This is a genomic window from Dyella sp. EPa41 (assembly GCF_016586165.1).
Lineage (GTDB): Bacteria > Pseudomonadota > Gammaproteobacteria > Xanthomonadales > Rhodanobacteraceae > Dyella.
The window spans coordinates 1-26,864 of the sequence record NZ_BCPR01000066.1; the positions used below are offsets into that span (position 1 = coordinate 1).

The 26,864-nt window shown below is 66.1% G+C and carries 20 protein-coding genes; 10 read left to right on the forward strand and 10 right to left on the reverse strand.

Going from position 1 to position 26,864, the window contains the following annotated elements:
- From JMF82_RS17290 to JMF82_RS17310, 5 genes are all read left to right on the forward strand, one after another.
- Positions 1-1,771, forward strand: a 1,771-nt coding sequence (locus JMF82_RS17290) for a TonB-dependent receptor (protein WP_201315795.1), incomplete at its 5' end; no start/stop codon positions are given.
- Positions 1,772-1,802: 31 nt separating this feature from the next.
- Positions 1,803-3,791: a serine hydrolase domain-containing protein gene (locus JMF82_RS17295; protein WP_201315796.1), complete on the forward strand. Its 1,989-nt coding sequence runs from the start codon at positions 1,803-1,805 to the stop codon at positions 3,789-3,791.
- A gap of 13 nt (positions 3,792-3,804) precedes the next feature.
- Positions 3,805-4,827, forward strand: a complete 1,023-nt coding sequence (locus JMF82_RS17300) for a dipeptide epimerase (RefSeq protein ID WP_201315797.1) — start codon at positions 3,805-3,807, stop codon at positions 4,825-4,827.
- 24 nt (positions 4,828-4,851) lie between these two features.
- Positions 4,852-6,174, forward strand: a complete 1,323-nt coding sequence (locus tag JMF82_RS17305; RefSeq protein ID WP_201315798.1) for a peptide MFS transporter — start codon at positions 4,852-4,854, stop codon at positions 6,172-6,174.
- A gap of 10 nt (positions 6,175-6,184) precedes the next feature.
- The gene (locus JMF82_RS17310) at positions 6,185-7,096 is read left to right on the forward strand and encodes a MurR/RpiR family transcriptional regulator (protein WP_201315799.1); all 912 of its coding nucleotides are present in this window, start codon (positions 6,185-6,187) and stop codon (positions 7,094-7,096) included.
- A gap of 46 nt (positions 7,097-7,142) precedes the next feature.
- Here the strand turns inward: JMF82_RS17310 and JMF82_RS17315 are convergent, their stop codons facing one another.
- Positions 7,143-9,311, reverse strand: coding sequence for a TonB-dependent siderophore receptor (locus JMF82_RS17315; protein ID WP_236585540.1), 2,169 nt, complete (start codon positions 9,309-9,311; stop codon positions 7,143-7,145).
- Positions 9,312-9,515: 204 nt separating this feature from the next.
- Here JMF82_RS17315 and JMF82_RS17320 point away from each other — a divergent pair, with 204 nt between their 5' ends.
- Complete coding sequence (locus tag JMF82_RS17320; RefSeq protein WP_201315800.1) at positions 9,516-9,761, forward strand: glutaredoxin family protein; 246 nt, start codon at positions 9,516-9,518, stop codon at positions 9,759-9,761.
- Between the two features lie 306 nt (positions 9,762-10,067).
- On the opposite strand, the gene JMF82_RS17325 is transcribed toward JMF82_RS17320, so the two are convergent.
- From JMF82_RS17325 to JMF82_RS17335, 3 genes are read right to left on the reverse strand one after another with little or no spacing between them, the layout of a single operon-like run.
- Positions 10,068-10,625, reverse strand: coding sequence for a YceI family protein (locus JMF82_RS17325; protein WP_201315801.1), 558 nt, complete (start codon positions 10,623-10,625; stop codon positions 10,068-10,070).
- Positions 10,625-11,203, reverse strand: coding sequence for a cytochrome b (locus tag JMF82_RS17330; protein WP_201315802.1), 579 nt, complete (start codon positions 11,201-11,203; stop codon positions 10,625-10,627). The genes JMF82_RS17325 and JMF82_RS17330 overlap by 1 nt, the downstream gene beginning before the upstream one ends.
- Entirely contained in the window at positions 11,200-11,820 is a 621-nt protein-coding gene (locus JMF82_RS17335; protein ID WP_201315803.1) for a YceI family protein, read from the reverse strand. The genes JMF82_RS17330 and JMF82_RS17335 overlap by 4 nt, the downstream gene beginning before the upstream one ends.
- Positions 11,821-11,996: 176 nt before the next feature.
- Between JMF82_RS17335 and JMF82_RS17340 the strand changes: the two genes are divergently transcribed.
- Positions 11,997-15,554, forward strand: a complete 3,558-nt coding sequence (locus JMF82_RS17340; RefSeq protein WP_201315804.1) for a hybrid sensor histidine kinase/response regulator — start codon at positions 11,997-11,999, stop codon at positions 15,552-15,554.
- A gap of 170 nt (positions 15,555-15,724) precedes the next feature.
- Here JMF82_RS17340 and JMF82_RS17345 read toward each other — a convergent pair whose 3' ends face one another.
- Both JMF82_RS17345 and JMF82_RS17350 read right to left on the reverse strand, forming a co-directional pair.
- A complete protein-coding gene (locus tag JMF82_RS17345; protein WP_201315805.1) occupies positions 15,725-16,147 on the reverse strand; it encodes a DNA polymerase III subunit chi in 423 nt (140 codons plus the stop codon).
- A 55-nt stretch (positions 16,148-16,202) separates the two neighbouring features.
- Positions 16,203-17,690, reverse strand: coding sequence for a leucyl aminopeptidase (locus JMF82_RS17350; protein ID WP_201315806.1), 1,488 nt, complete (start codon positions 17,688-17,690; stop codon positions 16,203-16,205).
- A 206-nt stretch (positions 17,691-17,896) separates the two neighbouring features.
- On the opposite strand from JMF82_RS17350, the gene lptF reads away from it, so the two are divergent.
- Both lptF and lptG read left to right on the forward strand, forming a co-directional pair.
- Positions 17,897-19,003 carry an LPS export ABC transporter permease LptF gene (lptF, locus tag JMF82_RS17355; protein WP_201315807.1) on the forward strand — a complete coding sequence of 369 codons (1,107 nt, stop codon included), beginning with the start codon at positions 17,897-17,899 and terminating at the stop codon, positions 19,001-19,003.
- Positions 19,003-20,103 (forward strand): LPS export ABC transporter permease LptG, encoded by a 1,101-nt coding sequence (gene lptG, locus JMF82_RS17360; RefSeq protein ID WP_201315808.1) that lies wholly within the window; start codon positions 19,003-19,005, stop codon positions 20,101-20,103. Before lptF ends, lptG begins: the two co-directional genes overlap by 1 nt.
- Positions 20,104-21,639: 1,536 nt before the next feature.
- Here the strand turns inward: lptG and JMF82_RS17365 are convergent.
- Complete coding sequence (locus tag JMF82_RS17365; RefSeq protein WP_201315809.1) at positions 21,640-23,388, reverse strand: glucan ABC transporter ATP-binding protein/ permease; 1,749 nt, start codon at positions 23,386-23,388, stop codon at positions 21,640-21,642.
- Positions 23,389-23,516: 128 nt separating this feature from the next.
- Entirely contained in the window at positions 23,517-23,777 is a 261-nt protein-coding gene (locus tag JMF82_RS17370; RefSeq protein ID WP_201315810.1) for a hypothetical protein, read from the reverse strand.
- A 149-nt stretch (positions 23,778-23,926) separates the two neighbouring features.
- Between JMF82_RS17370 and ltaE the strand changes: the two genes are divergently transcribed.
- Positions 23,927-24,943, forward strand: a complete 1,017-nt coding sequence (ltaE, locus tag JMF82_RS17375; protein WP_201315811.1) for a low-specificity L-threonine aldolase — start codon at positions 23,927-23,929, stop codon at positions 24,941-24,943.
- Positions 24,944-25,059: 116 nt separating this feature from the next.
- On the opposite strand, the gene phaZ is transcribed toward ltaE, so the two are convergent.
- Together phaZ and JMF82_RS17385 are read right to left on the reverse strand one after the other, a co-directional pair.
- Positions 25,060-26,322: a polyhydroxyalkanoate depolymerase gene (gene phaZ, locus JMF82_RS17380; protein WP_201315812.1), complete on the reverse strand. Its 1,263-nt coding sequence runs from the start codon at positions 26,320-26,322 to the stop codon at positions 25,060-25,062.
- A gap of 96 nt (positions 26,323-26,418) precedes the next feature.
- The coding region (locus tag JMF82_RS17385; RefSeq protein ID WP_236585541.1) for a class I SAM-dependent methyltransferase at positions 26,419-26,864 on the reverse strand (446 nt) is incomplete at its 5' end.

Here is a 26,864-nt window from a genome sequence, read left to right on the forward strand (position 1 = left end):
CCCGCAAGGCACGCTCTACGGCTCGAACACCCTGGGTGGCCTGGTGAAGTTCGTCACCACGCCGCCGGACACGACGCAGGCCAGCGGCCGCATCGGCGTGGACACCAGCAGCGTCGACAATGGCGGCACGGGTTTCGGCGCGCATGCGACGGTGAACATTCCACTGGCCAGTACGCTGGCGCTGCGCGTCAACGCGTATGACCGCACCGATCCGGGTTACATCGACAACGTCACCACGGGCAAGACCGAAGTCAACGAGGCCAAGGTGTCCGGCGCGCGTGCGCAGTTGCTGTGGACGCCGAGCGAGAAGGTCTCCGTGCGCTTTGCGGCGCTCGCGCAGAACCTGAGCAGCGATGGTTTGGCCAACGGTGGCGTGGATATCGACCCGGACACGCTCAAGCCGATCTATGGCGACAACAAGCAGGCGAGGGCGGCGGGCACGGGCGAACTCAAGCTCAAGTACCGGCTCTACGACCTCACGGTGAACGCCGACTTCGACTGGGCGAAGCTGGTGTCGACCACCAGCTACGGCACGGTGCGGCTCAACGAGAACACCGACGTCACCAACGCCTACGGTCCGATCCTCAATCCAGCCTTTGGGCTGGACACCGGCGGTTACTCCATCCGTCAACCGGTGTCGCTCAACAAGGTCACGCAGGAGCTGCGCCTGCAATCGCCCGGGCAGCAACGGCTGGAGTGGCGCGTGGGCCTCTTCTATACCCACGAGCGCAGCACCGACAGCCAGAGCGTGCTGAGTTTCGACGCCAATACGGGCGCGCCGATCGCCTTGCCGACGCTGGCCGACCTGGCCATCGGGCCGGCCGTGTTCACCGAGTGGGCCGGCTATGGCGATGTCACCTGGCATGCCACGTCCAACCTGAGCGTGCTGGTCGGCGCGCGCTACAGCTTCGACAAGACGACCTATACCCAGACCGGTACCGGCATCCTCACGGGCGACAGCAACTTCTCGACCCACGGCACCGACCATCCCGTCACCTATCTGTTCAACCCGAGCTACAAGTTCGGCGACGACCTGATGGCGTACCTGCGCGTGGCTTCGGGTTTCCGTCCCGGTGGCCCGAACGTCGGCGTGCCGCCCGGGCTTGGCGCACCGCAGACGTTCGATGCGGACAAGCTGGTGAGCTACGAGCTCGGCCTGAAGTCGCTGATGCTGGACAAGCACATGAGTGTCGATGTCGATGTGTTCTACATCGACTGGCGCAAGATCCAGCTGGCCGAGACCGCGGGTGGCTTCAGCTTCCTCGGCAACGGCGGCAAGGCGAACAGCAAGGGACTGGAAGCCAACTGGAGCTTCACCCCGGTCGCCGGCTTCACGATGTGGGCGAACGCCACCTACACCAAGGCCGAACTCGCCGCCGATACGCCGCCCGGGGGCCTGTATGGCTATAACGGCGACCGCTTGCCGTACGTGCCGAAGTGGAACGCGAACCTCGGCGCCGACTACAACTTCCCGATGGGCTCGGGATGGTCGGGTTTCGTGGGCGGCAACATCAGTTACGTCGGCTCGCGCAAGTCGGACTTCAACACGGTGCCGGCGCCGCAGTTCACGCTGCCCAGCTTCACCAGCGTGAATCTCCACCTCGGCGCCAATGTCGACAAGTGGACCTTCTCGCTTTACGCCAAAAACCTCGGCAACAAGCGCGGCATCACCGCCATGAGCGGCGAAACCCTGAACCCCATCGCGAGCCCGTTCCAGGCCACGTACCAGACGCCGCGCACCATCGGCGTGTCGGCGAGCGTCGAGCTTTGAGCCATTCCCTGCATCCAACTTGGAGCGTTTCATGAAGCACCTAGTCAAACGGCTGGTTGCGCTGGCCGCCTGCGCAACGGCAACCCTAAGCGCCGCCCAGGTGCCATCCGTGCCGCCCGCGCAGCCCATGGAGGCCGCGCCGGCCGTGCAGCAGGACAACTCCGCGCACGCGCTGACGAAGGAAGATCTCTCGACCTTCTTCGACGGCCTCGTGCCGTTCGCCATCCAGCGCGGCGACATCGCCGGTGGCGTGATCGTCGTGGTGAAGGACGGCAACGTGCTGTTCTCGCGTGGCTACGGCTATGCCGACCTCAAGACGCGCCAGCCGGTCGCGCCGGAGACCACGCTGTTCCGCCCCGGCTCCACGTCCAAGCTGTTCACCTGGACGGCCGTGATGCAGATGGTCGAGCAGGGCAAGGTCGACCTGGACCACGACGTCAACGACTACATCGACTTCAAGATCCCGCCGTACGAAGGCAAGCCGATCACCCTGCGCAACCTCATGACCCACACCGCGGGTTTCGAGGAAGTGGCGCGCGACCTGCTGCCGGCCACTTCGGACGAGGTGAATCTCGAGCGCTATCTCAAGAGCCACCTGCCGGCGCGCATCTTCCCGCCGGGCGAAACCGTTGCGTACTCCAACTACGGCTGCGGCCTGGCGGGCTATATCGTGCAGCGCGTCTCCGGCGAGCGCTTCGAGGATTACGTGCAGAAGCACATCCTGCAGCCGCTCAACATGACGCACTCGTCATTTGATCAGCCGCTGCCTTCGGCACTCGCGCCGCTGATGTCGAAGGGCTACAAGACCGCGTCCGATGGCGAGGCGCAGCCGTTCGAGTGGGTGGACCCGGCACCGGCCGGCGCGCTCAGTTCGTCGGGCATCGACATGGCGCAGTTCATGATCGCCCAGTTGCAGGATGGCCGTTACGGCGATACGCGGATTCTCAAGGAAGACACCGCCAAGCTGATGCATTCGCAGCAATACACCGCTTCGAAGGGCATGGTGGGCTTTGACCTCGGCTTCTACCAGGAAGACCGCAACGGCCTGCGCATCATCGGCCACGGCGGCGACACCGAAGTGTTCCACAGCGACCTGCACCTGCTGCTGGACAAGGATGTCGGCATCTTCATGTCGTTCAACAGCCTCGGCAGCGAGGTCGGCGGTGCGCACACCATCCGCGGCGCGATCTTCTACGCGTTCCTGGACCGGTATTTCCCCCATCCGCTGCAGGACCAGCCGGCGATCGCGTCCGCCAAGGCCGACGCCGCGCGCGTGGCGGGCTGGTACGAATCCAGCCGCATCAACCTCAGTGCCCTGCGCCCGTTCAACCTGCTGGGCCAGATGAAGGTCAACGCGATGCCGGACGGCACGCTGACCATCGCCGCGCTGAGCGACTACGCCGGCAAGCCGCTGCACTGGCGTGAAGTGAGCCCGCTGCATTACGTCGAGGAGAACGGCCAACGCAAGCTGGACTTCGTTGCCGACGCAAACGGCAATATCAAGTACTGGGCTACTGACCACATCTCGCCGGTGTTCGTGTTCAATCGCGTGCCCGCCGCCAAGAGCATGGGCTCGGTGAGCCTGTGGGCGAGCCTCTCGCTGGTCGTGGTGCTGGGCGCGCTGCTGTTCTGGTGGCTGGGCGCGTGGATGCGCCGCCATTACCACCGCCCGTTCGAGATCGCCCCCGGACTTCGCCGCAGCCGCCTGTGGTCGCGTGTCGGGGCATTGCTGTTGTTCGGCGACGTGCTGGGCTGGGTGTTGGTGATCGTCGCGATCTCGGCAGACGAAAACCTGCTGCTGCGCGGCTCGGCGACGCCGTGGTTCTACCTGCTGTACGTGCTGGGCGTGGTGTCCCTGGTGGGCGTGCTGGCCGTGGTGTTCCACACGGTGCGCAACTGGCAGCTGGCGCAACGAAGCCTGTGGGTGCGCGTGGGCGAGACGCTGCTGGCGCTTTCGGCCCTGTATCTGGCGTGGTTCATCCTGGTCTTCGGGATGGTCAGCTTCAACGTGCGCTTCTGAGGCGGGAGGTCGGATGACAACGCAGGGTATCAAGAGGGTGACGCTGACGGCGTCGGTCGAACGGGTGGAAATGACCGCGCCGTTCCGCATCACCGGCTACACCTTCACGCACAACGAAATGCTGGTGGTGCGGCTGGAAAGCGAGGGCCAGGTGGGGCACGGCGAAGCGCTCGGCGTGTACTACCACCAGGACACGCCGCCTTCCATGCTGCGGCAGGTCGAGGCACTGCGCGACATCATCGAGGGCGGCATCACCCGGCAGCAGCTGCTGACGCTGCTGCCGCCCGGCGGTGCGCGCAATGCGCTCGACTGCGCGCTGTGGGATCTGGAAGCGAAGCAGCAGGGCAAGCCGGTATGGCAGCTGGCCGGGCTCAATCCGCCAGAGCCGCTGCTGACCACGTTCACCGTGGGCGCCGAGGAACCCGCGGTGATGGCCGAGCGCGCGCGCAACTACACGCAGGCACGCGCGCTCAAGCTCAAGTTGACGGACGACGACCGCAATGCGGATCGCGTGCGTGCGGTGCGCGCGGCCCGTCCGGACGCGTGGCTGATGGTCGACGCGAACCAGGGTTTCACGCCGGAAACCCTCGCCTCGCTGTTGCCGGCGCTGGTGGAAAGCCGCGTGGCCGTCGTCGAGCAGCCCTTTCCGGTAGGGAAGGAAGCGTGGCTGGACGATGTGGACAGCCCCATCCCGCTCGCGGCCGACGAAAGTGTGCAGGACCATCGCGACCTCGACCAACTCGTCGGTCGGGTCAACGTCATCAACATCAAGCTCGACAAGTGCGGCGGCCTTACCGAGGCACTGATCCTCGCAAGGCGCGCGCAGGAGCTGGGCTTCAAACTGATGGTGGGCAACATGGGCGGCACCTCGTGGTCGATGGGGCCCGGCTTCGTGGTCGGCGCGTTGTGCATGGTGGTTGACCTCGATGGGCCGCTGTTCCTAGTGTCGGACCGCACGCCGGCGGCCCGTTACGAAGACGGGCGCATCTGGTGTCCTGAAGAAGTCTGGGGCGGCGCCATGGCCGTCGACGCGTAAGCCAGCAGGGGAGTGACGTCGCGCATGTCCGAAGCGGGAGTTCCGGCACGGGAAAGCACTTGGTTTGGCCATCCGGCCGGCTTGAGCATCCTGTTTCTTACCGAAATGTGGGAGATGTTCTCCTTCTTCGGCATGCGCGCGCTGCTGGTCTACTACATGACCATGCATCTGAAGATCGGGCAGGAGCATGCGTCGCTGATCTACGGTGTTTACGCGGCCTTCGTCTATTTCACGCCGGTTTTCGGCGGCATCGTCGCGGACCGCTGGCTGGGCAAGCGCCGTTCGGTCGTCATCGGCGGCGCCACCATGGCGTTGGGCCATTTCATGATGGCGTCCGAACCGCTGTTCTATCCGGCACTGGCGACGATTGCGCTCGGCAACGGGTTGTTCCTGCCCAGCCTCGCCAGCCAGATAGAAGGTCTTTATCGGCACGACGACCCGCGTGCCGGCAACGCGTACAACATCTATTACATCGGCATCAACCTCGGCGCCTTCCTGGCGCCACTGGTGTGCGGCACGCTGGGCGAGGCGTTCGGCTGGCATTGGGGCTTTACCGCGGCCGGCCTGGGCATGCTGTTGTCGCTGGTGATCTACCTGGGCGGCAGCCGCCACCTGCCGCCGGAACCCGCACGAACGGGGGCCGCCGTGCGCACGCGGCATCCGGTGGATCGCGCAGTGATGCAGCGCTTTGGTTTCCTCATCACCGTGGCGGCCATCGTCGTGGTGTTTCGCGGCGCATACGAACAGGTGGGCAATACCATCGCGCTGTGGGCGAGCGAAGGCGTCGACCGCCACGTGACGGCGGCATGGAGCATCCCGATGACGTGGTTCCAGTCGCTGGATTCGCTGGTGGTGTTTACCGCGACGCCGCTGCTGGTGATCCGTTGGGCGCGATTGGCCAGGCGGGGCATCGAGACACCGTGGCTGAAGAAGATGGCTTTCGGGGCGGCGGTAGTGGGCGCGTCCTACCTGATTCTTGCCGCCGTGGCCGCCTGGTCGGAGGCGCACGGCACGCGCGCCAGCTGGGCGTGGCTGGTGGGCTGGTTCGTCATGATGACGCTGGGTGAGCTGTACATCCTGCCGATCGGCCTGGGCCTGTTCGGGCGCATGGCGCCGGAAGGATTTCGCGCCACCAGCATCGCGACTTGGTTCTTCGCCGGCTTCTTCGGCAACCTCTTGGCCGGCGCGCTGGGCACGCTGTGGAGCAGCCTGACGCATGGCTGGTTCTTTGCGTTGGTCGGCCTGGTCGCAGGGCTGGCGGCGGCGCTTTTGTATATCCTAGGCCTGCGCCTGGGCCAGGTCGAAACACGCGAAGACGCGGGCGCAGCCATGGTGCTTTCCCGATAAGCAGGCGGCAATGACCAAGGATCTCCAACAAAAGCTCAAGGATCGCTGGGAAACATTCACGGCGTCCGAACAGAAGATCGCCAGCTACCTGCTGCAGAACATGCGCGACGTGCCGTTCGAAACGGCGGCCTCGCTGAGCAAGCGCGTCGGCGTCAGCCAGATGACCGTCGGACGTTTCTTCCGCAGCCTGGGTTACGAGGGCGTCAACGATCTCAAGGAAGAGTTGCGCACCGATACCTCCTGGCGCCACCTCTACAAGGACGTGGAGAAATCCCGCGACGCCGATCCGCTCGCCGGACATCTCCACGCCGAGATCCGCGCGTTGACCAGTACGCACGCGCTGGCAGGCACCAGGGAATGGAAGTCGGTCGTGAAGCTGCTGACCTCGGCCGATCGCGTCACCGTGTCGAGCTTCCATCACGGCACCTTCCTCGGCCTGGGTTTTGCCGCGATGCTGCAGCAGGTGCGCCCGCACGTATCGTTCAACTCGGGCATCGACGGCGCCTATGCCGACATGCTGCTCGATTCCACGCGCAACAGCTGCGTGGTGCTGATCGACATGCGCCGCTATTTCCGGCAGTTCCGCACGCTGGCGGAGGAAGTGGTGGAACGCGGCATCCCGCTGGTGCTGATCACCGACACCGAGTGCTACTGGGCTCGCGAGTTGACGCCGAACGTGCTGATGATCCAGGCCGATCGCGCGTGGCACAGCTTCAGCGCGTACACCAGCCTGTTCAGCCTGCTGACCACGGCGATGGTGCAGGAGACGGGCGACGTGATGGATCGCATCACGGAGATCAATCGTCTTCGCCAGCACTTCGCCGGTTACCTGGAACGCGACAACACGGACGTCGGCAAGAAGACTGCCGCCGCGCCCGGCGGGCGCAAGGGCACACGGACTTCGTCGAAATCCAGCAAGTAGCACCGCGCAGGGCGGGACGCCTGGCCCCGCCTTGCGCGGGCCATGTTCAGAACTGGTAGCGCACGTTCAACATGTAATTGCGCGGTGCCGAATAGAACCCCTGTGACCAGTAAAGGCTGGCGATGGCCTTCCGTTCGGTGACGTTGTCGACGTTGAATGTCGCGCTCCAGTGCGGGTCGAAGTCGTAACCGGCCATCAGGCCGAGTACGGCGTAGGAGCCCTGGGTCGTGTAGATCTCGCTGCCGTCGAGCGCCACCGCCTGCTGGTCACGGTAGATGCGGTCCTGCCAGCGCAGCGTCGCGCCCACGCGCAGGCCGTCGAATGCTGGCACGCGATAGATCGTGGACAGGCGGAAGGTGCGTCGTGGCACGTAGGTGCGCACATTGGCGCCATCGGGGTCGTGCAAGCCCAGTTGCGTATAGCCGCCGCTTAATTGCCAGCGGTCGGTGAGCTGGCCGCCCACGTCGAACTCGAAGCCCTTCGCAGTGGCGTCGATGCCGCTGTAGTAGTCCTGGTTGGTGGCGAGGTTGTGGCCCGCGTATTCGGCCAGGCCGTCCTGGCGCGTGCGGAACAGCGCGAATGTCGCGTTGAGGCGTCCGTCGTACCACTCGCCCTTGATGCCGGCTTCGAGGTTTGCGCCCGTCACGGGATCGAGCACCTTGTTGTTGGCGTCGGTCTGCGTCTGCGGGTTGAACAGCTTGGCGTAGCTCACGTACAGCGAGTAGTTCTCCGAAAGGTCGTACACCGCGCCGATGAAGGGCGTGGTTTCCGTCTTGCGGTAATTGCTGGGCGTTCCGTAGTTCACGCCGATCTCCTCGACATGCACGAGACTGGCGCCGGTGATGAGCGTCAACGGGTCGGCAAGGCTCCAGCGCGCCGTGGCGTAGAGGCTCTTGCGCTTGATGTGGAAATCGCCGTTGCCGTAGTAGGCATTGAAGGGCGGCATCGCGTAGTCGCCGGTCCATTCGCTGAGCGGTGGCAGCGGCGTGCCAATGCCTGCGCCATAGCCGGACAGCTGGTGCACGTCGTCCTTCGCCCAGTTCGCTCCGATCACCAGTTCGTGGCGACGGCCGGCAAGTTGGAACGGGCCGGTGGCGTACAGGTCGGCCACGTACTGCTTCTCGGCGCTGTTGTAGGCGGATGGATAGGAGAACAGGCCAAGTCCCGTCTGTGCGTCCGGCGTGCCATAGACGTAGAACAGGTTGCTGTCCTCGGCGACGCGGCGATAGTCGAGCGCGGCTTTCAGGTGCCACTCGCTGGCCAGTTCCTGGGTGAGTTCGAGGAAGCTGCGCGTGTCGGCGATGTTCCAATGGGACCAGTCGGCGGAGGTGCTGGTGGATCTGTCGTAGCTGGTCGGCGTGCCGTCGGTGTTGTACAGCGGCAGCGCGCCCCACATGCCGCCATGGGTCTTGTTCTTCTGGTACGTGACGCCTGCGGTGAGCAGCGTGCTGCCGGTGAGGTCGGCGTCGACGATGCCGGAGACCACCTGCTTGCGAAGGTTGTAGCGGTCCAGGTAGCTGTCGGTGTCCTGGCCGGCGGCAACCAGGCGGCCGCGCACGCTGCGCGAATCATTCAGCGGGCCGGACAGATCGATGTCCAGGCGGTGGTTGTCCCAGCTGCCGACGGAGACGCCGACATCGCCCTGGAAATCCGCCGCGGGGCGCTTGCGCACGAAGTTGATGGTGGCCGACGGATTGCCGGTGAAGGAGAGCAGCCCGTTGGCGCCGCGCAGCACTTCGACGCGCTCGTACACGGCCGTATCGATATCGCCCTGCTGGTTGCCGTCGGCAAAGGGCATGCCCACGCCGTCCCTCAGGAAGTTGGTGACATCGAAGCCGCGCGCGCTGTAGTAGGTGCGGTCGGTCTCCACGCGCTCGACGTTCACGCCGGTGGTGTTGTCCAGCACGGCATTGATGTTGTCGAGGCCGAAGTCATCCATCTGCTGGCGCGTCACCACGCTCATCGACTGCGGCGTCTCGCGCATCGACAGCGACAGGCGCGTGGCGCTGTCCGTGGCCTTGGTGGTGTAGGCGTCGCCATCGCCCGTGACGGTAGCGGTGGCCTGCACGCCTTCGAGGTTCTTCACCTGGGTGGCATCGGGAGCATCGGGCGCATCCCCGGCATGCGACAGGGGTGCGGCGAGTGCCATGGCGAGTGCAACGGCGAAACGGTGGCGCAGGAGATGGCGTCGCGTGAGCGAAGCGGGGAAAGACATCGGGTAGCCCTGTTTTGGTTGGTATAGGGAGTTCGGCGCGAACGCGCCGGGGCTGTGGCGATGGCTGGGCCCTACCATGCAAATGATAGTTATTATCATTTGACAATGCCAGTCTTCAGGGTCGGCGAGATGCCGCAGGGCCGACGCCCATGCGGGAGAAGGGGCTCGCGGTCAGCGGCGGCGCTGGGGTATCGTCCGCCGCTTATGCCGATGCGATACGTGCTCTACCAGCGGGACTACTGCCACCTCTGCGACCAGGCGCTGGCCGTCATGGCCGAGGCGCGCGCGCCGGATTTCGACAGCGTATGGGTCGACGATGACGAGGCATTGGAAGTGCGCTACGGCGTGCGCGTGCCCGTATTGCGCGACCAGCAGGAAGACCGCGAACTCGACTGGCCGTTCGATGCGGTGGCCGTAAGGCTGTTTCTGGCGAAGACGACGACGCCGTAGGAATGCCCCTTGTGGGGAGCGCGGCGCCACGGCTTCACCGCTCCGTCGGCTTGTCGCGCACAGGGTGCGCTCCTACAGGATGGGCGAGACGTGAGGCCTTTCTTGTAGGAGCCCACCCTGTGGGCGACCGCGGCACCACGGCTTCACCGCTCCGTCGGCTTGTCGCGCACAGGGTGCGCTCCTACAGGATGGACGAGACGTGAGGCCTTTCTTGTAGGAGCCCACCCTGTGGGCGACCGCGGCGCCACGGCTTCATCGCTTCGTTGGCTTGTCGCGCACAGGGTGCGCTCCTACAGGAGGCGGGTTTTATTTGGCCGCCAGGGTCAGGTGCGCGTTGATCTTCACGTCCGCACCGATCACCGAGGTATCGGCATATTCGCCGCCGCCCACGCCGTAATCCAGGCGCTTGACCGTGCCACTCACATCGAGCGTGGCCCCAGTGCCCTGCGGCTTGAACGTCACGTTGAGGCTCACCGGCTTGGTCACGCCGCGCAGCGTGAGGTTGCCGTCGGCCACCACGTTGGCGCCGTTCTGGCGGAAGCTGGTGGTCACGAAGTGTGCCTTGGGAAATTTCGCCACGTTGAAGAAATCGGCGCCGGGCAGCGCGCCGTCGCGGTCGCTGTCACCGGTCTTCACGCTGGCAAGGTCGATGTCCACGTCGAACTTCGAGGTGGCGATCTTGGCCGCGTCATAGCTGATATTGGCCGTCCATTTGCCGAACGTGCCGTTGAACGCCTGGCCCTGGAACGTGCCGCTGAAACCGAGCTTGCTGGCGGCTGCCTGCACGGTGTAGTCGGTGGCGCCGGCAAAACCCGGCAGGGCAAAGGCGAGCAGGAGCGGGACGGCGAGCTTGAGGGAGGTCATCAACGTTCTCCTTGGGAAGGGGAGTTGTTGCGCAGGCGACGGAAGGGGAGCATGCGCAGCAAGGTGTTGTCGCGATCGATCAGATGGTGCTTGAGCGCGCCGCCGACGTGCAGCACCAGCAGCACGACCAGGAACCAGAACAGGTTCTCGTGGATGCTGTGGGAGAGACCGCGCAGGTCGGGGTTGGCGCCGCCGAGCGCGGGCAGGTTGAACATCTTGAAGAACTGCAGCGGCTTGCCGGTGACGGAGTTGAACCACCAGCCGCTCAACGGAATGGCGGCGATCAGCACGTACAGCAGCAGGTGCACGCCATGCGCGGCAAGCTGCTGCCAGCGCGGCGCGGGATCCTCGGCCGGGCGACGGTCACCCAGTCGCCACGCCAGTCGCAGCAGGAGCAGCGCGAGCACGGTGAGGCCAATCGACTTGTGCAGCGCGAGCCAGTTGATCTTCTGCATCGGCGAACCGGCCAGATCCATCATCAGGCCGAAGACGCCGTTGCCGATGAGCAGCAGGGCGGTGGCCCAGTGGAGGAACTTCGCGACCGAACCCCATTGGCGGTCGTTGCTGCGCAAGCTCATGGAGACTCCTTGTCGGGTTGGGCCTTGTCGTCCTGGATGGCTTCCAGTTCCAGCCATACGCTCACGCCGTGACCGACCGAGTTGGCATTGGAGGTCATGCCGAAATCATCGCGGTTCAGCGTGGTGGTGGCGGAGAAGCCCGCCGTGGTGTGCATGCCGTAGATGGTGGTGCCGCGTCGGTTGGCGGTGAATGCGAGTTCCACCGGTTTCGTCACCCCGCGCAGGGTGAGGTTGCCGTGCAGCACGCCGTGCGTGTCGTCCTTGCGTTCCACCGAGGTGCTGGCGAAATGCGCGTAGCGATGCTTCGCCGTGTCGAGGAAGGCCGGCTTCTTCACGGCGTCGCTCCACCCGGCATCGCCCATGTCCAGACTGTCCAGGTCGATGTCCAGCTCGGTGGCCGACTGGCTCCAGTCGTCCGGATCGAAGCGCAGCCAGCCGCGGGCGATATGCAGGCGGCCAAAGGGGCGCGAGAAGCCGTTGTGGTCGATGCTGAAGAGGATCTGGCTATGCGTGGTGTCATAGCGGTAAGTGGCGGGCGCCGCCTGCAAGGTTGCGAGCGGAAGCCAGGCGCAGGCGATGGCGAGTAAGAACCGTCTTGTCGGGCGGAAGAGGCGCATGGGGCGGAAGTCTGGACGATCCGCCACAGAGGCGCCAGCGGTGCCCCGGGAACGGATTGTTTCCACAGGCAGCCCTTAACGGCTTGTTTATGGCGTTGCGTCAGCGCTTTCGAAGCCTGTCCGAGCTCGTTCTGACATCGTTGCTCTGGCATGATCGAGCCTTCTCGGGGGAGATCATGCTGCCGTCCTTGCTGTTCAGCGCGTTCCTGTCCGCCGGCCTGCCCGTTGCCGTGCCCGCCTCGACGCCCGTCACCACGGTGGCGGCGAGCGCCGCGTTGCCGACGCCGCAGTTCCGGCGCTACGGCACGGCCGAAGGCCTGCCCAGCAGCAGCGTGTACACGGCGGTGCAGGCACCCGATGGTGTCATGTGGTTCGGCACCAAGAGCGGCATCGCGCGTTACGACGGCGTCAGCTTCAAGGTGTTCCGCCACGTGGTGGGCGATCCGCAGTCGCTGTTCAACAACGGCATCTCCTCGCTGCTGTTCGATCGCGGCGGACGCTTGTGGGCGGCGGGCCTGGAGGCGGGCATCAACCGCTACGACGAGCGATCGAACACGTTCCGTCATTGGGGCCATGACGCCAACGACCCGGCCAGCCTCGCGAGCGACAAGGCGTGGAGCCTCGCGGAGACCGCCGACGGTTCGCTGTGGATCGGCACCGCCCAAGGCCTGGACCGCCTGCGCCAGGACGGCCGCGGTTTCGACCACGTGGTGGTCACCGGTTCGCGTCCGGAGGAACTCGGCGTCGTCGGTGCGCTATTCGTGGATGGCCGCGGCCAGCTGTGGGTCGGCAGCGACAACGGTGTCTTTCGACGCGACGCCGCCGGCGACTTCCACCTGATCCGCACCGCCGCGCCGGGCCAGTCGCTGGACGCGTGGCGCATCGAAGGCGAGGGCGACGAGGTGCGCATCGCCTCGTCGTATGGCCTGTTCGTGGTGGGGGCCGACGACGTCGCGCGACAGCTCGGCCGTGGCGAATTGCCGGTGACCAACATCCTCAGCAGCATGCGCGATCGCGCCGGGCGGCTGTGGATCGGCACCCAGCGCGGGTTGTACCTGCAGGACCACAAGGACGGGCCGATCCGCGCCGTGACCGACCAGCCGGTGCTGCATGGCAATCTGCCCGGCACCTGGGTATGGCAGATCCGCCCGGATACCGAAGGCGGCCTGTGGATCGCGCTGTTCGACGGCGGCGTGGGCTACCTCGCGCCCGGCTGGAACAGCGTCAGCCGCTTCACGCATATTCCCGACGACGACAGCAGCCTGCGCGACTCGGTGGCCTATTCGGTCGCCAAGGGCAGCGACGGCTCGGTCTGGGTCGGCGAACGCAGCGGCCGCGTGGATCGCCTGATGCCTTCCACGGGCAAGGTCGAACACGTGCTTTCGGGGCTGCGTGGCGATGTGCTCGGCATGACCGAGGATCGACCGGGACGCCTGTGGGTGACCGTGCAAGGCGCGCTGTTCCGCTATGTCGACGGCAAGCTGGACCAGGTGCCGATGGGTGGCCACGGACTGAAGCACCCCCTGGAAGTGGAGCCGGGGCCGGACGGCAAATTGTACGCGCGCACGTTCGGCGAAGGCCTGTTCCGCATCGACCAGGACACGCTCGACATCACGCCGGTGTCGGTCCAGCCCGCGCAGGAAAAAGCGCGCTGGGGAAGCCAGATCACCCTCAAGCGCGGCGGGTTCTGGTACGCCAGCGACGGTGGCCTGATGCGCCTGGATCGCGGCCACGATCATTTCGAACCGGTGCCCGGCGTGGACAACGACCGCGCGGTGGATGCTTTTGATTTCGCCGATGACGGCCTGTGGCTGGCGCGGCCCGACGGCCTGGAGTTCTATCACTACGAGGGCGACCGGCTGGCGCTCGCCAGCAAGGTCGACGCCGCCCACGGCTGGCCCTCGATCAACGTGGTGGATCTGGCGGTGGACAAGCACCGCCGCGTGTGGATCTTTGGCCGCGACGGCCTATGGCGCTTCGATCCCTCGAATGGAAGTTTCCACGAACTGGGTCTGCAGGACGGCCTGAGCAACGGCGAATTCCTGCGTGGGTTCAGCCGCATGCCGGATGGCACCATCTATGCGCCGACCCTCGGCGGCGTGATGGCGTTCAATCCCAATCGCGTCGACGAGCACGTGTCGCCACCGCCGGTGTCGATCACGCGTATCAGCGTGCGCCGGCACGGCATCGTGCAGGACTTGCCGCTGCCTTCCTCCAACGCGTTGTCGCTGGGATGGAGGGATGCCGGGCTGGTGATCGAAGCGCGCATGTTCTCGTACATCGACCCCGCGGCGAACCGTTACCGCTTTCGCCTCGAAGGCCTCGACGCGGCGTGGGTGGACATGGGCAGTCGCGGCGAGCGCGATTTCGCGGGCCTGGGCCACGGCGACTACACGCTGGACGTCATGGCTGCCGGTGCCGACGGCACGTGGACGCATCTTTCGCCGTCGCTGAAAATCCATGTGCAGGCGCCGCCGTGGCTGCGCTGGTGGGCATGGTGCGGCTATGTGCTGTTGATCGTGCTGCTCGTGTGGCTGGCGCTGAAGGCCTGGCGCCGTCGTCTGGCGCAGCGCCACCAGATCCAGCTGGCCGAACAGCGCAGCCGCCTGGCCGAGCAGGCGAGCGCGGCGAAGACGCAATTCCTCGCCACGCTCAGCCATGAGATCCGCACGCCGATGACCGGCGTGATGGGCATGGCCGAACTGCTGCTGAGCACGCCGTTGAGCGCCACGCAGCGCGAATACGCCGAGGCCATGCAGCGATCGGGCGGCATGCTGCTCAAGTTGCTCAACGATGCGTTGGACCTGGCCCGCATCGAAGCCGGCAAGCTGGAACTGGAGAACGCGCCGTTCGATCCGCGCTCGCTGGTCGAGGACGTCGCGCAGCTGGAGCTGGGGCAGGCGCGGGCGAAGGGCCTGCGTTTCGATATCGACATACCTGGCGATTTGCCGCACCGCATGATCGGCGATGCCGTGCGCATCAAGCAGGTGTTGCTCAATCTCGCCAACAATGCCCTCAAGTTCACCGAGCGCGGTGGCGTCACCTTGCGCGTGCGGCGCACCGAAGACGGCCTGCGCTTGAGCATCATCGACACCGGCCCCGGCATTCCCGAGGCGAGCCAGACGCGCCTGTTCCAACGCTTCGAGCAGGTAACCGGACCTCAACGCCGCGCCGGCAGCGGGCTGGGCCTGGCGATCTGCCGCGAGCTGGTGGCGATGATGGGCGGCAGCATCGAGCTCGAATCCAAGGTGGCCTTCGGCAGCACCTTCCACGTGCGCCTGCCGCTGTCGGTCGCGCATGAACCGGCGCCGGTCGCGGCCACCCCCGATGCGCCGCAGGGCCGCGGCCTGCAGGTGCTGCTGGTGGAAGACGATGCCATCGTCGCCGCGGTGATCCGCGGCCTGCTCGAACGCGCGGGGCATGTCGTTCATTACGTCGGCAACGGCCTGGCCGCGCTGGCCGAGCTGGCCGCCGCGCCCTGCGACCTGATCCTGCTCGACCTGGACCTGCCGGGCATCGACGGCTTCCAGATCGCGCGCCTGATCCGCCAGCGCGAGGAGGCCGGCCAGCACGTTCCCATCGTGGCGATCACCGCGCGCTCGGGCGGCGACGAAGAGAGCCGGGCGCAGGCGGCGGGCATGGATGGGTTCCTGCGCAAGCCGCTGACAGGCGAACAGCTGCTGGATGCGATCAACGAGCAGCTGGCCGCGCGAGCCGACGAGGCGACTTCGTAGGTGCCTCCGAGGGTGCGCACGTTTTGGCGCGCCCGTGGATTCGTAGGAGCGCACCCAGTGCGCGACCGCGGGGTTGCGGCGCCACCGCTCCGCAGGTTTTTCGCGCGCTGGGTGCGCTCCTGCGAAGACCCCGGCGGCGAGAAAAAGAGAAGGGCGCCGAGGCGCCCGTTCTACATGTCGAACTTGTTGACCTCGAAACCGCGGCGCTTGTATTCGCTCCAGCGCGTGCGCGAACCATCGCGTTCGGCGGGGTCGGCGGCCACCACTTCCAGCACGCGGTCGTAGCGGCCTGGCGCGCATTCCTCGCGCAGGTTGATCAGCAGTGGACGATCCGGCGTTTCCACGCCGGGCGGAGCGATCAGCACGGCGGTGAACTCGTCATCGTCATCACCCGCGAGCTGGTGCGTGATGAAGCCGTCCTGGTCGAATTCCCACAACAGTTCTTCGATCGCCTCGGCTTGCGCGAAATCGCGTGCGAGGACCAGCGTGGGTTGCTGGGCGGCGAAGGCCCGCTTGGCCAGTTCGCACACCAGCAGCAACGGCTGTTCGCGGAAGCGCGGCTTGTCGATCAGGTAGAAGTCGGCGCGGGGCATGGCGTGAGCCTTGTGGGTTCGCCCTTCCGGCAGCGGCCGGAAGGGCGTCGAGAGATCAGGCGGCGCGATCGATCAGCCACTGCACCAGCAGCGACACGGGGCGGCCGGTGGCAAGGCCCTTGCGGCCTTCGTCCCACGCGGTGCCGGCGATGTCCAGGTGCGCCCAGCGCTGGCCTTCGGTGAAGCGCGACAGGAAGCAGCCCGCGGTGATGGCACCGGCGTTCTTGCCGCCGATGTTCGCCACGTCGGCAAAGCCCGATTCCAGCTGCACCTGGTAGTCGTCCCACAGCGGCAGGCGCCATGCGCGGTCCAGCGTGTTTTCGCCGGCGGCGATCAGCTCGGCGGCGAGGTCGTCGTGCTTGCTCATCAGGCCGCTGGCGTGCTTGCCCAGCGCGATCACGCAGGCGCCGGTGAGGGTGGCGGCGTCGATCAGCACCTTCGGCTGGTACGTCTGCGCGGTGTAGGTGAGCGCGTCGCAGAGAATCAGGCGGCCTTCCGCATCGGTGTTGAGCACCTCGATGGTGAGGCCGGAGAGACTGGTGAGCACGTCGCTCGGGCGATAGGCGTCGCCGTCGGGCATGTTTTCCACGGCCGGCACCACGCACACCAGGTTCACGGGCAGGCCCAGCTTCACCGCGGCGACGAAGCTGCCGAGCATGCCCGCGGCACCGCCCATGTCGTACTTCATCTCTTCCATGCCCGGACCGGGCTTGAGGCTGATGCCGCCGGTGTCGAAGGTGATGCCCTTGCCGACGAAGGCGTAAGGCTTGTCGCCTTCCGCGCCGCCCTTGTATTCCAGGATCACCAGCTTCGGCTTGTTGGCCGAACCACGGCCCACGGCGAGCAGCGAGCCGAAGCCCAGCTCGCCCATCTTTTCGTCGTCCAGCACGGTGCAGCTCACCTTGTCGTGCGCGGCGGCGAACTGCTCGGCCTGCGCGGCGATGTAGGCGGGGTTGCAGATGTTCGGCGGCAGGTTGGCCAGCTCGCGCGCGAAGCGCACGCCTTCGGCGATGCCGGAAGCCTGCTGCAGGCCGGCCCGTGCGTCGTCGCCCGCGACGAAGGTGATGGCGCCAAGCTCCGGCTGCGGGCTCTTCTCGCGCGGCTTGAAGGTGGCGGTGTAGCGGTAGGCGGCGTAGTCGGCGGCCAGCGCGGCGGTGCGCACGCGCCAGGCGGCGTCATGGCCCGGCACGTCGACTTCGGCCAGGTAGGACACCGCGCTGTCGATCGGCAGGCGACCCAGTGCGCGCACGGCCTCGATGGCGATCTTCTGGAAACGTGCACCGTCAAACGTCTTCTGCGTTCCCAGTCCCACCACCAGCACGCGCTTGGCAGCCACGCCTTCGGGCGCATACAGCACGGCCGTGGCGCCGGCCTTGCCGGTGATGTCGCCGCTCTCGACCTGGCGCTTGATCGCGCCGTGCGCGGCGGTGTCCACGCGGGCGGCGGCGCTGGTGAGCATGCCGTTCTCGTACACGCCGACCACCACGCAGGGGGTGTCGACGGTTTCGGGAGCGGCGGAGCCGAGGCTGAACTGGAGAGTCATATCGTGTCCTGCAAGAAAGGTCCAGAAAGGTCTGGACAGGCTAGACTTGGGGTTTGCCGGGCCCCGGAAGGGCCACGCCAAGCCCTTCATCTTATCCCATGTCGAGGACCTGTCCCCATGAGCGGGGCGAGAGAGCTTAAACTTCCCCGTTGTTCGTCACTCCGCGCGCGACCTTGCCGTGCGGGCCATTGCGTGCGTGAGGACCGGTGCTAAGCATCCTCGATCGTTATTTTTTGCGTGAGCTGGCTCAGACCGTAGCCGCCACCGCCATCGTGCTGCTGGCCATCATGTCCGGCATCTCGTTCGCGCACGTGCTGCAGCAGGTGGCCAATGGCAGCTTTCCGGCCAGCGTGATGTTCCAGGTGCTGGGCCTGAACATGCTCGATGGCCTGACCACGCTGCTGCCGCTGTCGGCCTTCCTCGGCGTGCTGCTGGCCCTGGGCCGCATGTGGCGCGAGAGCGAGATGCATGTGCTGGCCTCCTCGGGCATGGGCGCGGGGGGCCTGCTGCGTCCCATGATCATCCTCGCCGCGAGCGTGGCCTTGCTGGTCGGCCTGGTTTCGCTGTGGCTCGGCCCGTGGGCGGCGCGCACCTCCGACCAGCTGGTGGCGGCGGCGAACCGGTCGGTGATCGCCGCCGGCCTCGATGCCGGACGCTTCACCGAACTGCCGGGCAAGGGCGGCATCATCTTCGTCGACCAGCTCAGCCGCGACGGCAGCACGCTGGGCAGCACCTTCATCGCCACCGAACGCGCGGGCAAGGACAACGTTCCGCACATCAAGCTGGTCACCGGCAAGCACGGCCAGCTCTACCAGGAAACCGACGGCAGCGGCCGTTTCCTCGCGTTGTGGAACGGGTTCCAGTACGACATCCCGCTCGGTGCGGACAACTGGCGCAAGATGCAGTACGAGCGCAACGACGCCTCGCTGTCCAACGTGCAGTCGGACAACGACGAGGAAGATCCCGCGCACTCGCTCACCACGCTGGCGCTGCTGCGCGTCGACAATCCCGATGCGCGCGCGGAGTTCGCCTGGCGCACCATCGCACCCGCGATGACGCTGGTGTTGCTCGCGCTGGCGTTGCCGCTGTCGCGCCAGAGCCCGCGCGAACCGCGCTTTGGCCGCCTGCTGCTCGCGGTGCTGGCGTTCTACCTCTATTACCTGCTGATGGCGCTGTGCCGTGGACAACTCATCAAGGGGCATTGGCACCATTCGGCGCCGATGTGGTTCCTGTCGCTGATCGTGTTCGGCGTCGCCGCCTGGATGTTCCGTAGCCAATACGTCGAGCGCAAGCCGCGAAGGGCGGGTGCGTGATGGCCGCGTTGCGCATCAAGCGCGTCGATTGGCTGGTCGGCACCGCCGTACTGGCATCGATCCTGATGGTATGGCTGGTGATCACCGGCCTCGATGCCGTGGTCCAGCTCATGCGCCAGCTCGGCAACGTGGGCAAGAACGGCTACACGGTGACCAGCGCCGTGGTCTACGTGCTCGTGACCTTCCCGCGTCGCCTGTACGAGATGTTCGGCAATGCGGCCTTGATCGGCGGCCTGCTGGGCCTGGGCGGCCTCGCAGCCACCAACGAGCTCACCGCACTGCGTGCCTGCGGCCTTTCCAAATTGCGCATCGCCGTTTCGGCGGTGGGCGTGGTGGCCATCCTCATCCTCGGCGTGGTGATCCTGGGCGAGACGGCGGCGCCGTGGGGCGACCAGAAGGCGCAGGCCATGCAATTGCGCATGCGTTCGAGCAGCGTGGGCATGGGCGGCGCCTCGGGCCTGTGGGCGCGCGATGGCGCACGCGTCATCAATGCCAAGGGCGTGACGGTCAAGCGCACCGAAACGCACAACGTCGTGCAGCTGCATGACGTGCGCGTATTCACGCTGACGCCGGACGGCCAGGTGTCCCGCTTCGACTGGGCCCAGACGGCCGAGCACGACGGTCACCAGTGGGTCATGAACCAGGTGCGCAGCACCACGCTCGACGACAAGGGCACGCACAGCAGCACTGTCGCCAGCGAGCGCTGGGATTCCAGGCTCAACCCGCAAGTGCTGGAGCTGTCGGTGATCCAGCCGCAGTACCAGCCGATGCGCGACCTGCGGCGCAACATCAAATACCTCGAGCAGAATGGGCAGAACCCCGGCGCCTACGCCAACGCGTTCTGGGGGCGCGCGCTGTATCCGCTCAACGTGCTGGTGCTGGTGCTGTGCGCGATGCCGTTCTCGTTCGGCACGCTGCGTTCGGGCGGCCTGGGCAAGCGCATGTTCATCGGCATGCTGCTGGCGATCGGCTGGTACTTCCTGCAGAAGGCGATGGTGAGCTTCGGCACCGTGTACGGCGTGCCGCCGCTGATGGCGAACTTGTTGCCGGCGGTGATACTGGCGGTGATCGCGTGGTTGTATTTCCGCAAGCACGGGTAGCGCCCGGGCTTTCGCTTTTCTGAAAAGGTGCGGTGGCGACACCGCCTCTCTTTGTTGCATGTCGTCACCTTTGTAGGAGCGCACCCTGTGCGCGACCGCCTTTCGCGCCGGTCTGCAGCATTCGTTCTTCAGGCATGCAGTTGGCGATGTCTTGTCTTCCACGACCGGGCTCGCCTGCGACCGAATGGTGGCCCCGCGTGGCCGCGGGCTTCCGAACCGCGACCGCGACCCGGGTCACTTTCTCTGCGTGGCGTTCGTTCCCTTGTAGGAGCGCACCCAGTGCGCGACCGCCTTTCGCGCCGGTCTGCATGTTCGTCGTTTTGATGGACGAAGATTTTTGGCGTTGCACTTGTTGGCTTCCCGCGACCGGGCTCGCCTGCGGCGGGCTTCCGCCCTCCTGCCGGAGGCCGGGTCACTTTCTCTTGCTTGCCCAAGAGAAAGTAACCAAAGAGAAAGGCCCCCCGCGTGGCGCTGGCCGGGCTACGCCCAGCCAGTCCGTGAGGGGCGGCCGGGCTTTTCGACCGGGCTCCTGCCCGGACGAAAAGTGCCCGACGTCCGTGTCGGGCACCCCTGCGGGGCCTGATCGTCCACCCCTCACCGCCCCACAGGGGGTCATTGAAGGCTCGTGCCGCTGCGCGGCACATCGCGTCGAGGAGCTGAAGGCCGCCGTCCCATTCTGTAGGAGCGCACCCAGTGCGCGACCGCGGACTGACAGGGTTGCCTCGATCCGCGATGGGCGCGACTACCGCGGCATGTTCCGGCGTGGCGGTCGCGCACTGGGTGCGCTCCTACAGAGATAGGAGAGGTTTTGGCGAGCACCCACCCCTCACCCCAGCCCTCTCCCCGGAGGGGAGAGGGAGAAAGGGCGGCGGTGCGGCGCGAATAGATTCCCTCACGGCTCAACGCCGTTGCCTTGAGTCCTCTTCGCTACGACGCATTGCGGTGTAGCGGCGTCGTTCGAGGTAGTAATGAGCCTGTCCGGTTGGCCTCAATCGTCCGACGCTTCTATCCCACGTACTGCCATGAGCCTTGGCTTTGAAGGCCATTTTCTTTGGGTTACTTTTCTTTGACTCCGGGCGTTCCGCCCTTCGCCCTGCGGGCCGGCTTCGCCGTTCGCACGCAAACAGCGCGTGCGTGGGCCAGCAAAAGAAAAGTGACTCGGCGGTCCCACGGGACTAGCTTCGCGTCGCCGGCAGGACGTCGAAACGCCCGCTGCGTCCCACGGGGACTTCCTACGGTCGTAAGCGGCACGCTGGCGGTAGCGGAGCTACCGAAGGCATACCCCGCTCTTACAAGAGCGAAAACATGCGAACAGGCGCGAAAGGCTGTCGCGCACAGGGTGCGCTCCTACAAAGGCCGGCAGGACGTCGAAGCGCCCGCTGCGTCCCACGGGGACTTCCTACGGTCGTAAGCGGCGCCCTGGTGACAGCATGGCAACCGAAGGCAACACCCCTCTCTCACGAGAGCCACAACCATGCAGCCCACCGCAAAAGGCCATCGCGCACAGGGTGCGCTTCAAGGGCGGAGCGGATGGCGCTACTCCTCCGACGCCTCCGCATCCGGCGCAAATTTCCCTTCCTCCGCGAGGCGCGCAAACAACCCCCGCTGCCGGATCAGCTCCTCGAACCGCCCCTGTTCCACCAGGCGCCCCTGATCCAGCACGAGGATCAAGTCCGCGTCCCGCACGGTCGACAAACGATGCGCGATCACGAAGGTGGTGCGGCCCTGCGTGAGTCGGTCCAGCGCGCGCTGGATGCGTGCTTCCGTCGCGTTGTCGAGCGCGCTGGTCGCTTCATCGAGGATCAAAATGGGTGCGTCCTTGAGCATGGCGCGTGCGATGGCCAGGCGCTGGCGTTCGCCGCCGGAGAGCGAGCGGCCGCGCTCGGCGACCAGGGTTTCCAGTCCTTCGGGCTTGCGTGAGATGAAGGTGGCCGCTTCCGCGGCGGCCACGGCGTTCTCTATGGCCGACGCATCCGCCTCCGGATTGCCTACGCGCAAGTTGTCGAGAATGGAGCGGTAGAACATGCCCGCATCCTGGAACACCACGCCGATGTTCCGGCGCAGGGATTCCAGCGTCACGTCGCGCACGTCGTGGCCATCGATCGTGACGCGTCCCTCGGAGGGATCGTAGGCGCGGTAGAGCAGGCTGAGCGCGGTGCTCTTGCCGGCGCCCGTCGGGCCGACGAGGGCGATGGTGCTGCCGGGTGGCGCGCGGAAGCTCAGGCCATGCAGCGCGGGTTGCACCGGGTCGTAACCGAAGCTCACGCGGTCGAAAACGACGTCGCCCCGCACGCGCGGCAAGGCGATGGCATTCGGCCGATCCTCGATCTCCGACTGCCGATCGAGCACGGTGAAGAAGTCACGCAGCGACTGCGACTGGAAGAACAGGTTCGAGAGGAAGGTGGCGAACTGTTCCAGCCGGCCGATCAGCAGCATGGAGAAGCCAACGAAACTGACGATGCCGCCCACGCTGATTTCGCCGCGCGCGTGCAACGCCGCGCCGACGGCGAAGATCGCCACGATGGTCAACGTGCTGGCCGCGCGGTTGAGCACCGACAGGATCGCCCAGCCGCGCAGCACCGGATACTGCGCGTTGAGCGTGCGCGTCATCAGCTCATGCAGCGCGCGCGATTCGGCGGCGAGCCGCGTGAAGCTTTGCACGACGGTGACGTTGCCGAACACGTCGCCGGCGCGCGTGGCGATCTCGTGGTGGAGTTCCTCCACCTCGCCTTGCGCCTTGTGCGTGCGCTGCACGGCAACGGCGTTGAAGATGGAGAAGCACAGCAGCAGCGCGATCATCAGCAACGCGAGCTTCCAGTTGAGCCACAGCGCGACCGGGATCATCACGATGATCGACAGCAGCGTCGCCAGATGTTCGCGAAAAAAGCTCAGCCACAGGTTGAACAGATTGCTCACGCCGACGTTCATGATGCGCGACAGTCGACCCGTGTGGTATTCGCCATGGAAGGACAGCGGCATCGATGCGGCATGTTCGAAGAACAAGGCGATGGCCGCGAGCCTGCGGCGGTGGGCGAGGCGATCGGCGTGCAGTGACACCCAGACGTTGGCGAGCACGCCCGCGAAGCCGACGCCCGCCCACAGGCCGATGAGCCGCGCCGCGCGTCCGTTCCCGGCCGACAGTGCGTCGACCACGCGGCCGAACAGCACCGGCTCGAGGAAGAACACCCCGGCCAGGGCCAGGTTCGCCAGCGCCAGCGTGATTGCCAACCGTCGTTCGGGCGCCAGTAACCCGATGACGCGCAGATAGAGGCGCAGGAACGACATGGGCACGGCTCCTCTTCGGACAAGTGTCCATCCCGGACGGATGGTGTTGTCGGAAAGGCTAGCCCAATCAGCCCAACGGTGCCGCGCCGGGCGGCCTGGTTGCGCTGTGCGGCCGAACGGCGTTGCGGCTAGGGATCCTCGCTGCGCAAGCCGGGCTTGCCACGAACGCTGTCGTCCATGACCTGCTCGAAGGCTTCCATGATGACCTGGCACGTCCGCTCAGGCTCGCCGGTGCGCCTGGCCATTTCGTCGATGACGTAGGCATGGTTGTGCCGTGTGCCTTTCAACGCGGTAACCAGGGGTTGGCCACAGGTGCCCTCAAAGGCCTCCAGCGCTTTCTCGCATATCGGTGGGGGAAGTCCGGCCCTCGCGGCGACTCGCTCGATCATTTCCTTCCTCGTCATGACGTTGCCCTGCTCGTGTGTCCCGGCAGGTGAGCATGGGGTGGCTCAGGCCAGCCAGCCTTGATCTGAAAGCGGCTTGCCTCGCGGCCGACAAGTGCGCAAGCTGGCTGTCTGACATCCGACGAGCAACCACCGTGGACACGATCGACCTGCGCAGCGACACCGTCACCCGTCCCACGCCCGCCATGCGTGCCGCCATGCTCGATGCGGCCGTGGGTGACGACGTCTACGGCGAGGACCCCACCGTCAACGGGTTCCAGCAGCGCGTCGCCGACGAGCTGGGCTTCGAGGCCGGCTTGTTCGTGCCGACCGGCACCCAGTCGAACCTGCTGGCACTGATGTCGCATTGCGAGCGCGGTGATGAGTACCTGGTGGGCGCGGACGCACACACCTACAAGTTCGAAGGTGGCGGCGCCGCCGTGCTGGGATCGATCCAGCCGCAGCCCATTCCGCACGACGCGGACGGCACCCTGCCGCTCGACAAGCTGGCCGCGGCCGTCAAGCCGGTCGATCCGCATTTCGCCCGCACGCGGCTGCTGGCGCTGGAGAACACCTGGCATGGCCGCGTGCTGCCGGCGGATTACCTGCGCGCGGCGCATGATTTTGCGCGCGAGCGCGGCCTTGGGCTGCATCTCGATGGCGCGCGGTTGTTCAATGCGGCGGTCGCCAGCGGCGTGAAGGCGCGCGAGATCGCCCGGCATTTCGACAGCGTGTCCGTGTGCTTCTCAAAGGGACTGGGCGCGCCGGTCGGTTCGGTGCTGGTGGGCTCGCAGGCATTGATCGAGAAGGCGCGTCGCTGGCGCAAGGTCGCCGGCGGCGGCTGGCGACAGGCCGGCTTGTTGGCCGCGGCCGCGCAGTATGCGCTCGATCACCATGTGGATCGTCTGGCCGAGGACCACGCCCGCGCGGTGACGCTCGCCGCGGGCCTGGGCGATATCCCCGGCGTAAAGCTGCTCGGCCAGTTCACCAACATGGTCTTCATCGACGTGCCCGCCGATCGCCTGCGTGAACTGGACGTCCACCTGCGCGAGGCAGGAGTGCGCATCAGCATCGGTTACTTGCCGACGTTGCGATTGGTGACACACCTGGATATCGACGACGAAGGCATCGCCCGCACGGTGGCGGCGTTCCACGGCTTCTTCGCGCGCTGATCCACTGCACTTCTTTTGTAGGAGCGCACCCAGGGCGCGAAAAGCCTACTCACGAGTAGCGCCGGGCTCCGCGGTCGCGCACTGGGTGCGCTCCTACATGAAAAACGCCAGCGCGATCAGGCGCTCTGCTTCACCGGCTTGTCGAACTTGCGGATGAATTCGCGCACCTGCGGATAGACCGTCTGGCGCCAGCGGCGGCCGCTGAAGATGCCGTAGTGGCCGGCGCCTTCGACCACGCGATGCGCGCGGCGTCCGGCCGGAATGCCGCTGCACAGGTCATGCGCCGCCTCGGTCTGGCCGAGGCCGGCGATATCGTCCAGTTCGCCTTCCACGGTGAACAGGGCGGTGTTCTTGATGGCCTCCGGCTGCACACGCTCGCCTGCCACGTCCCACAGGCCGCGTGGCAGCAAGAATTGCTGGAACACGGTGGAGATGGTGTCGAGATAATACTCGGCCGGCATGTCGAGCACGGCGTTGTACTCGTCATAGAACTTGCGGTGGGCTTCGGCGTCGTCCTGGTCGCCGCGCAGCAGGTTCTCGTAGAAATCCCAGTGCGAATTGAGGTGGCGGCCGGGGTTCATGGCGATGAAGCCCGCATGCTGAAGGAAGCCCGGATACACCTCGCGGCCGCTGCCCGGATAGTTCGCCGGCACGGTATGGATCACGTTGCCCTTGAACCAGCTGAGCGGGCGCGTGGTCGCGAGGTTGTTGACGCCGGTGGGGTTGCTGCGCGGCTCGATCGGTCCGCCCATCATGGTCATGCTGAGCGGCGTGTCCTCGCCGCGCGCGGCCATCAGCGACACCGCCGCCAGCACCGGTACGGTGGGCTGGCACACCGATATCACGTGCACGTTGCGCGCGCCGATGTGGCGGATGAATGCCTCGATGTAGGCCACGTAATCGTCGAGGTGGAACGGACCTTCGCTGGCCGGCACCATGCGCGCGTCGACCCAGTCGGTGATGTACACCTTGTGGTCCTGCAGCAGGGTGCGCACGGTATCGCGCAACAGGGTGGCGTGGTGGCCCGACAGCGGGGCGACCACCAGCACCGCCGGGTCGTTCTTCATCTTCTCGATGGTGTCCGGATCGTCGCTGAAGCGCTTGAAGCGCTTGAGCTGGCAGAACGGTTTGTCCAGCACCACGCGCTCGATCACGGCGATTTCCTGTCCGTGGGCGGTCACCTGCGGGAGGTTGAAGGCAGGCTTTTCGTACTCTTTGCCCAACCGGTGCAGCAGCTCATAACCGGCAGCCAGCCGATCCGCGCCCGGCACATGCGAGAACGGGCTCGTGATATCGCTGAACATCTTGGCGCTGGCTTCGGCGTAGTGGCTGAGTGGGCCAAGGATGGCGCGCTGCCACTCATGAATCTGATAGAGCATGCGGTAGAACCGGAAGCGTCGGAATGTCGCATCTTACCCGGTTTGCGCAAGCCGTGCTGCGCCGCCGCATTGTCTCAGTCTTGATGAATCAGCCGCTTACGTTCGGCGGCAGAGTAATACCACTTCGTCCACACCCTTGGTCGAACCCATGCCAGGCCGCCATTGGAGTGGTTTCTGGAGGCGTAGGCCGAGCGGCATCAGCACGTGGTTGTACCACCACAGGGCACGCTCCCGATGGTGCGTGAGGTACCACTGGCCGAGGGCGAGCAGTCGTGACGAATTGGCCTGCATGCCGTAGACCGCGCTCTGCTCGATGGTCCAGCCGTGGGCCGCGAGGCGACGCACCAGCATGACCGGCTCGTAGCGGCGGGCATGCCCGACGAAATCGTCGAAATCGGTCCACGCCTCCGGATGGAGCGGCACGGAAAGCAGCATGCGGGCATCGGGGGCGGCCACGCGCGAAAGCTCCTGCAGCGCGCGCTCGTCGTCGGACAGGTGCTCCAGGATGTCCAGCGCGCAGATCAAATCGAATCCGGCGGTGG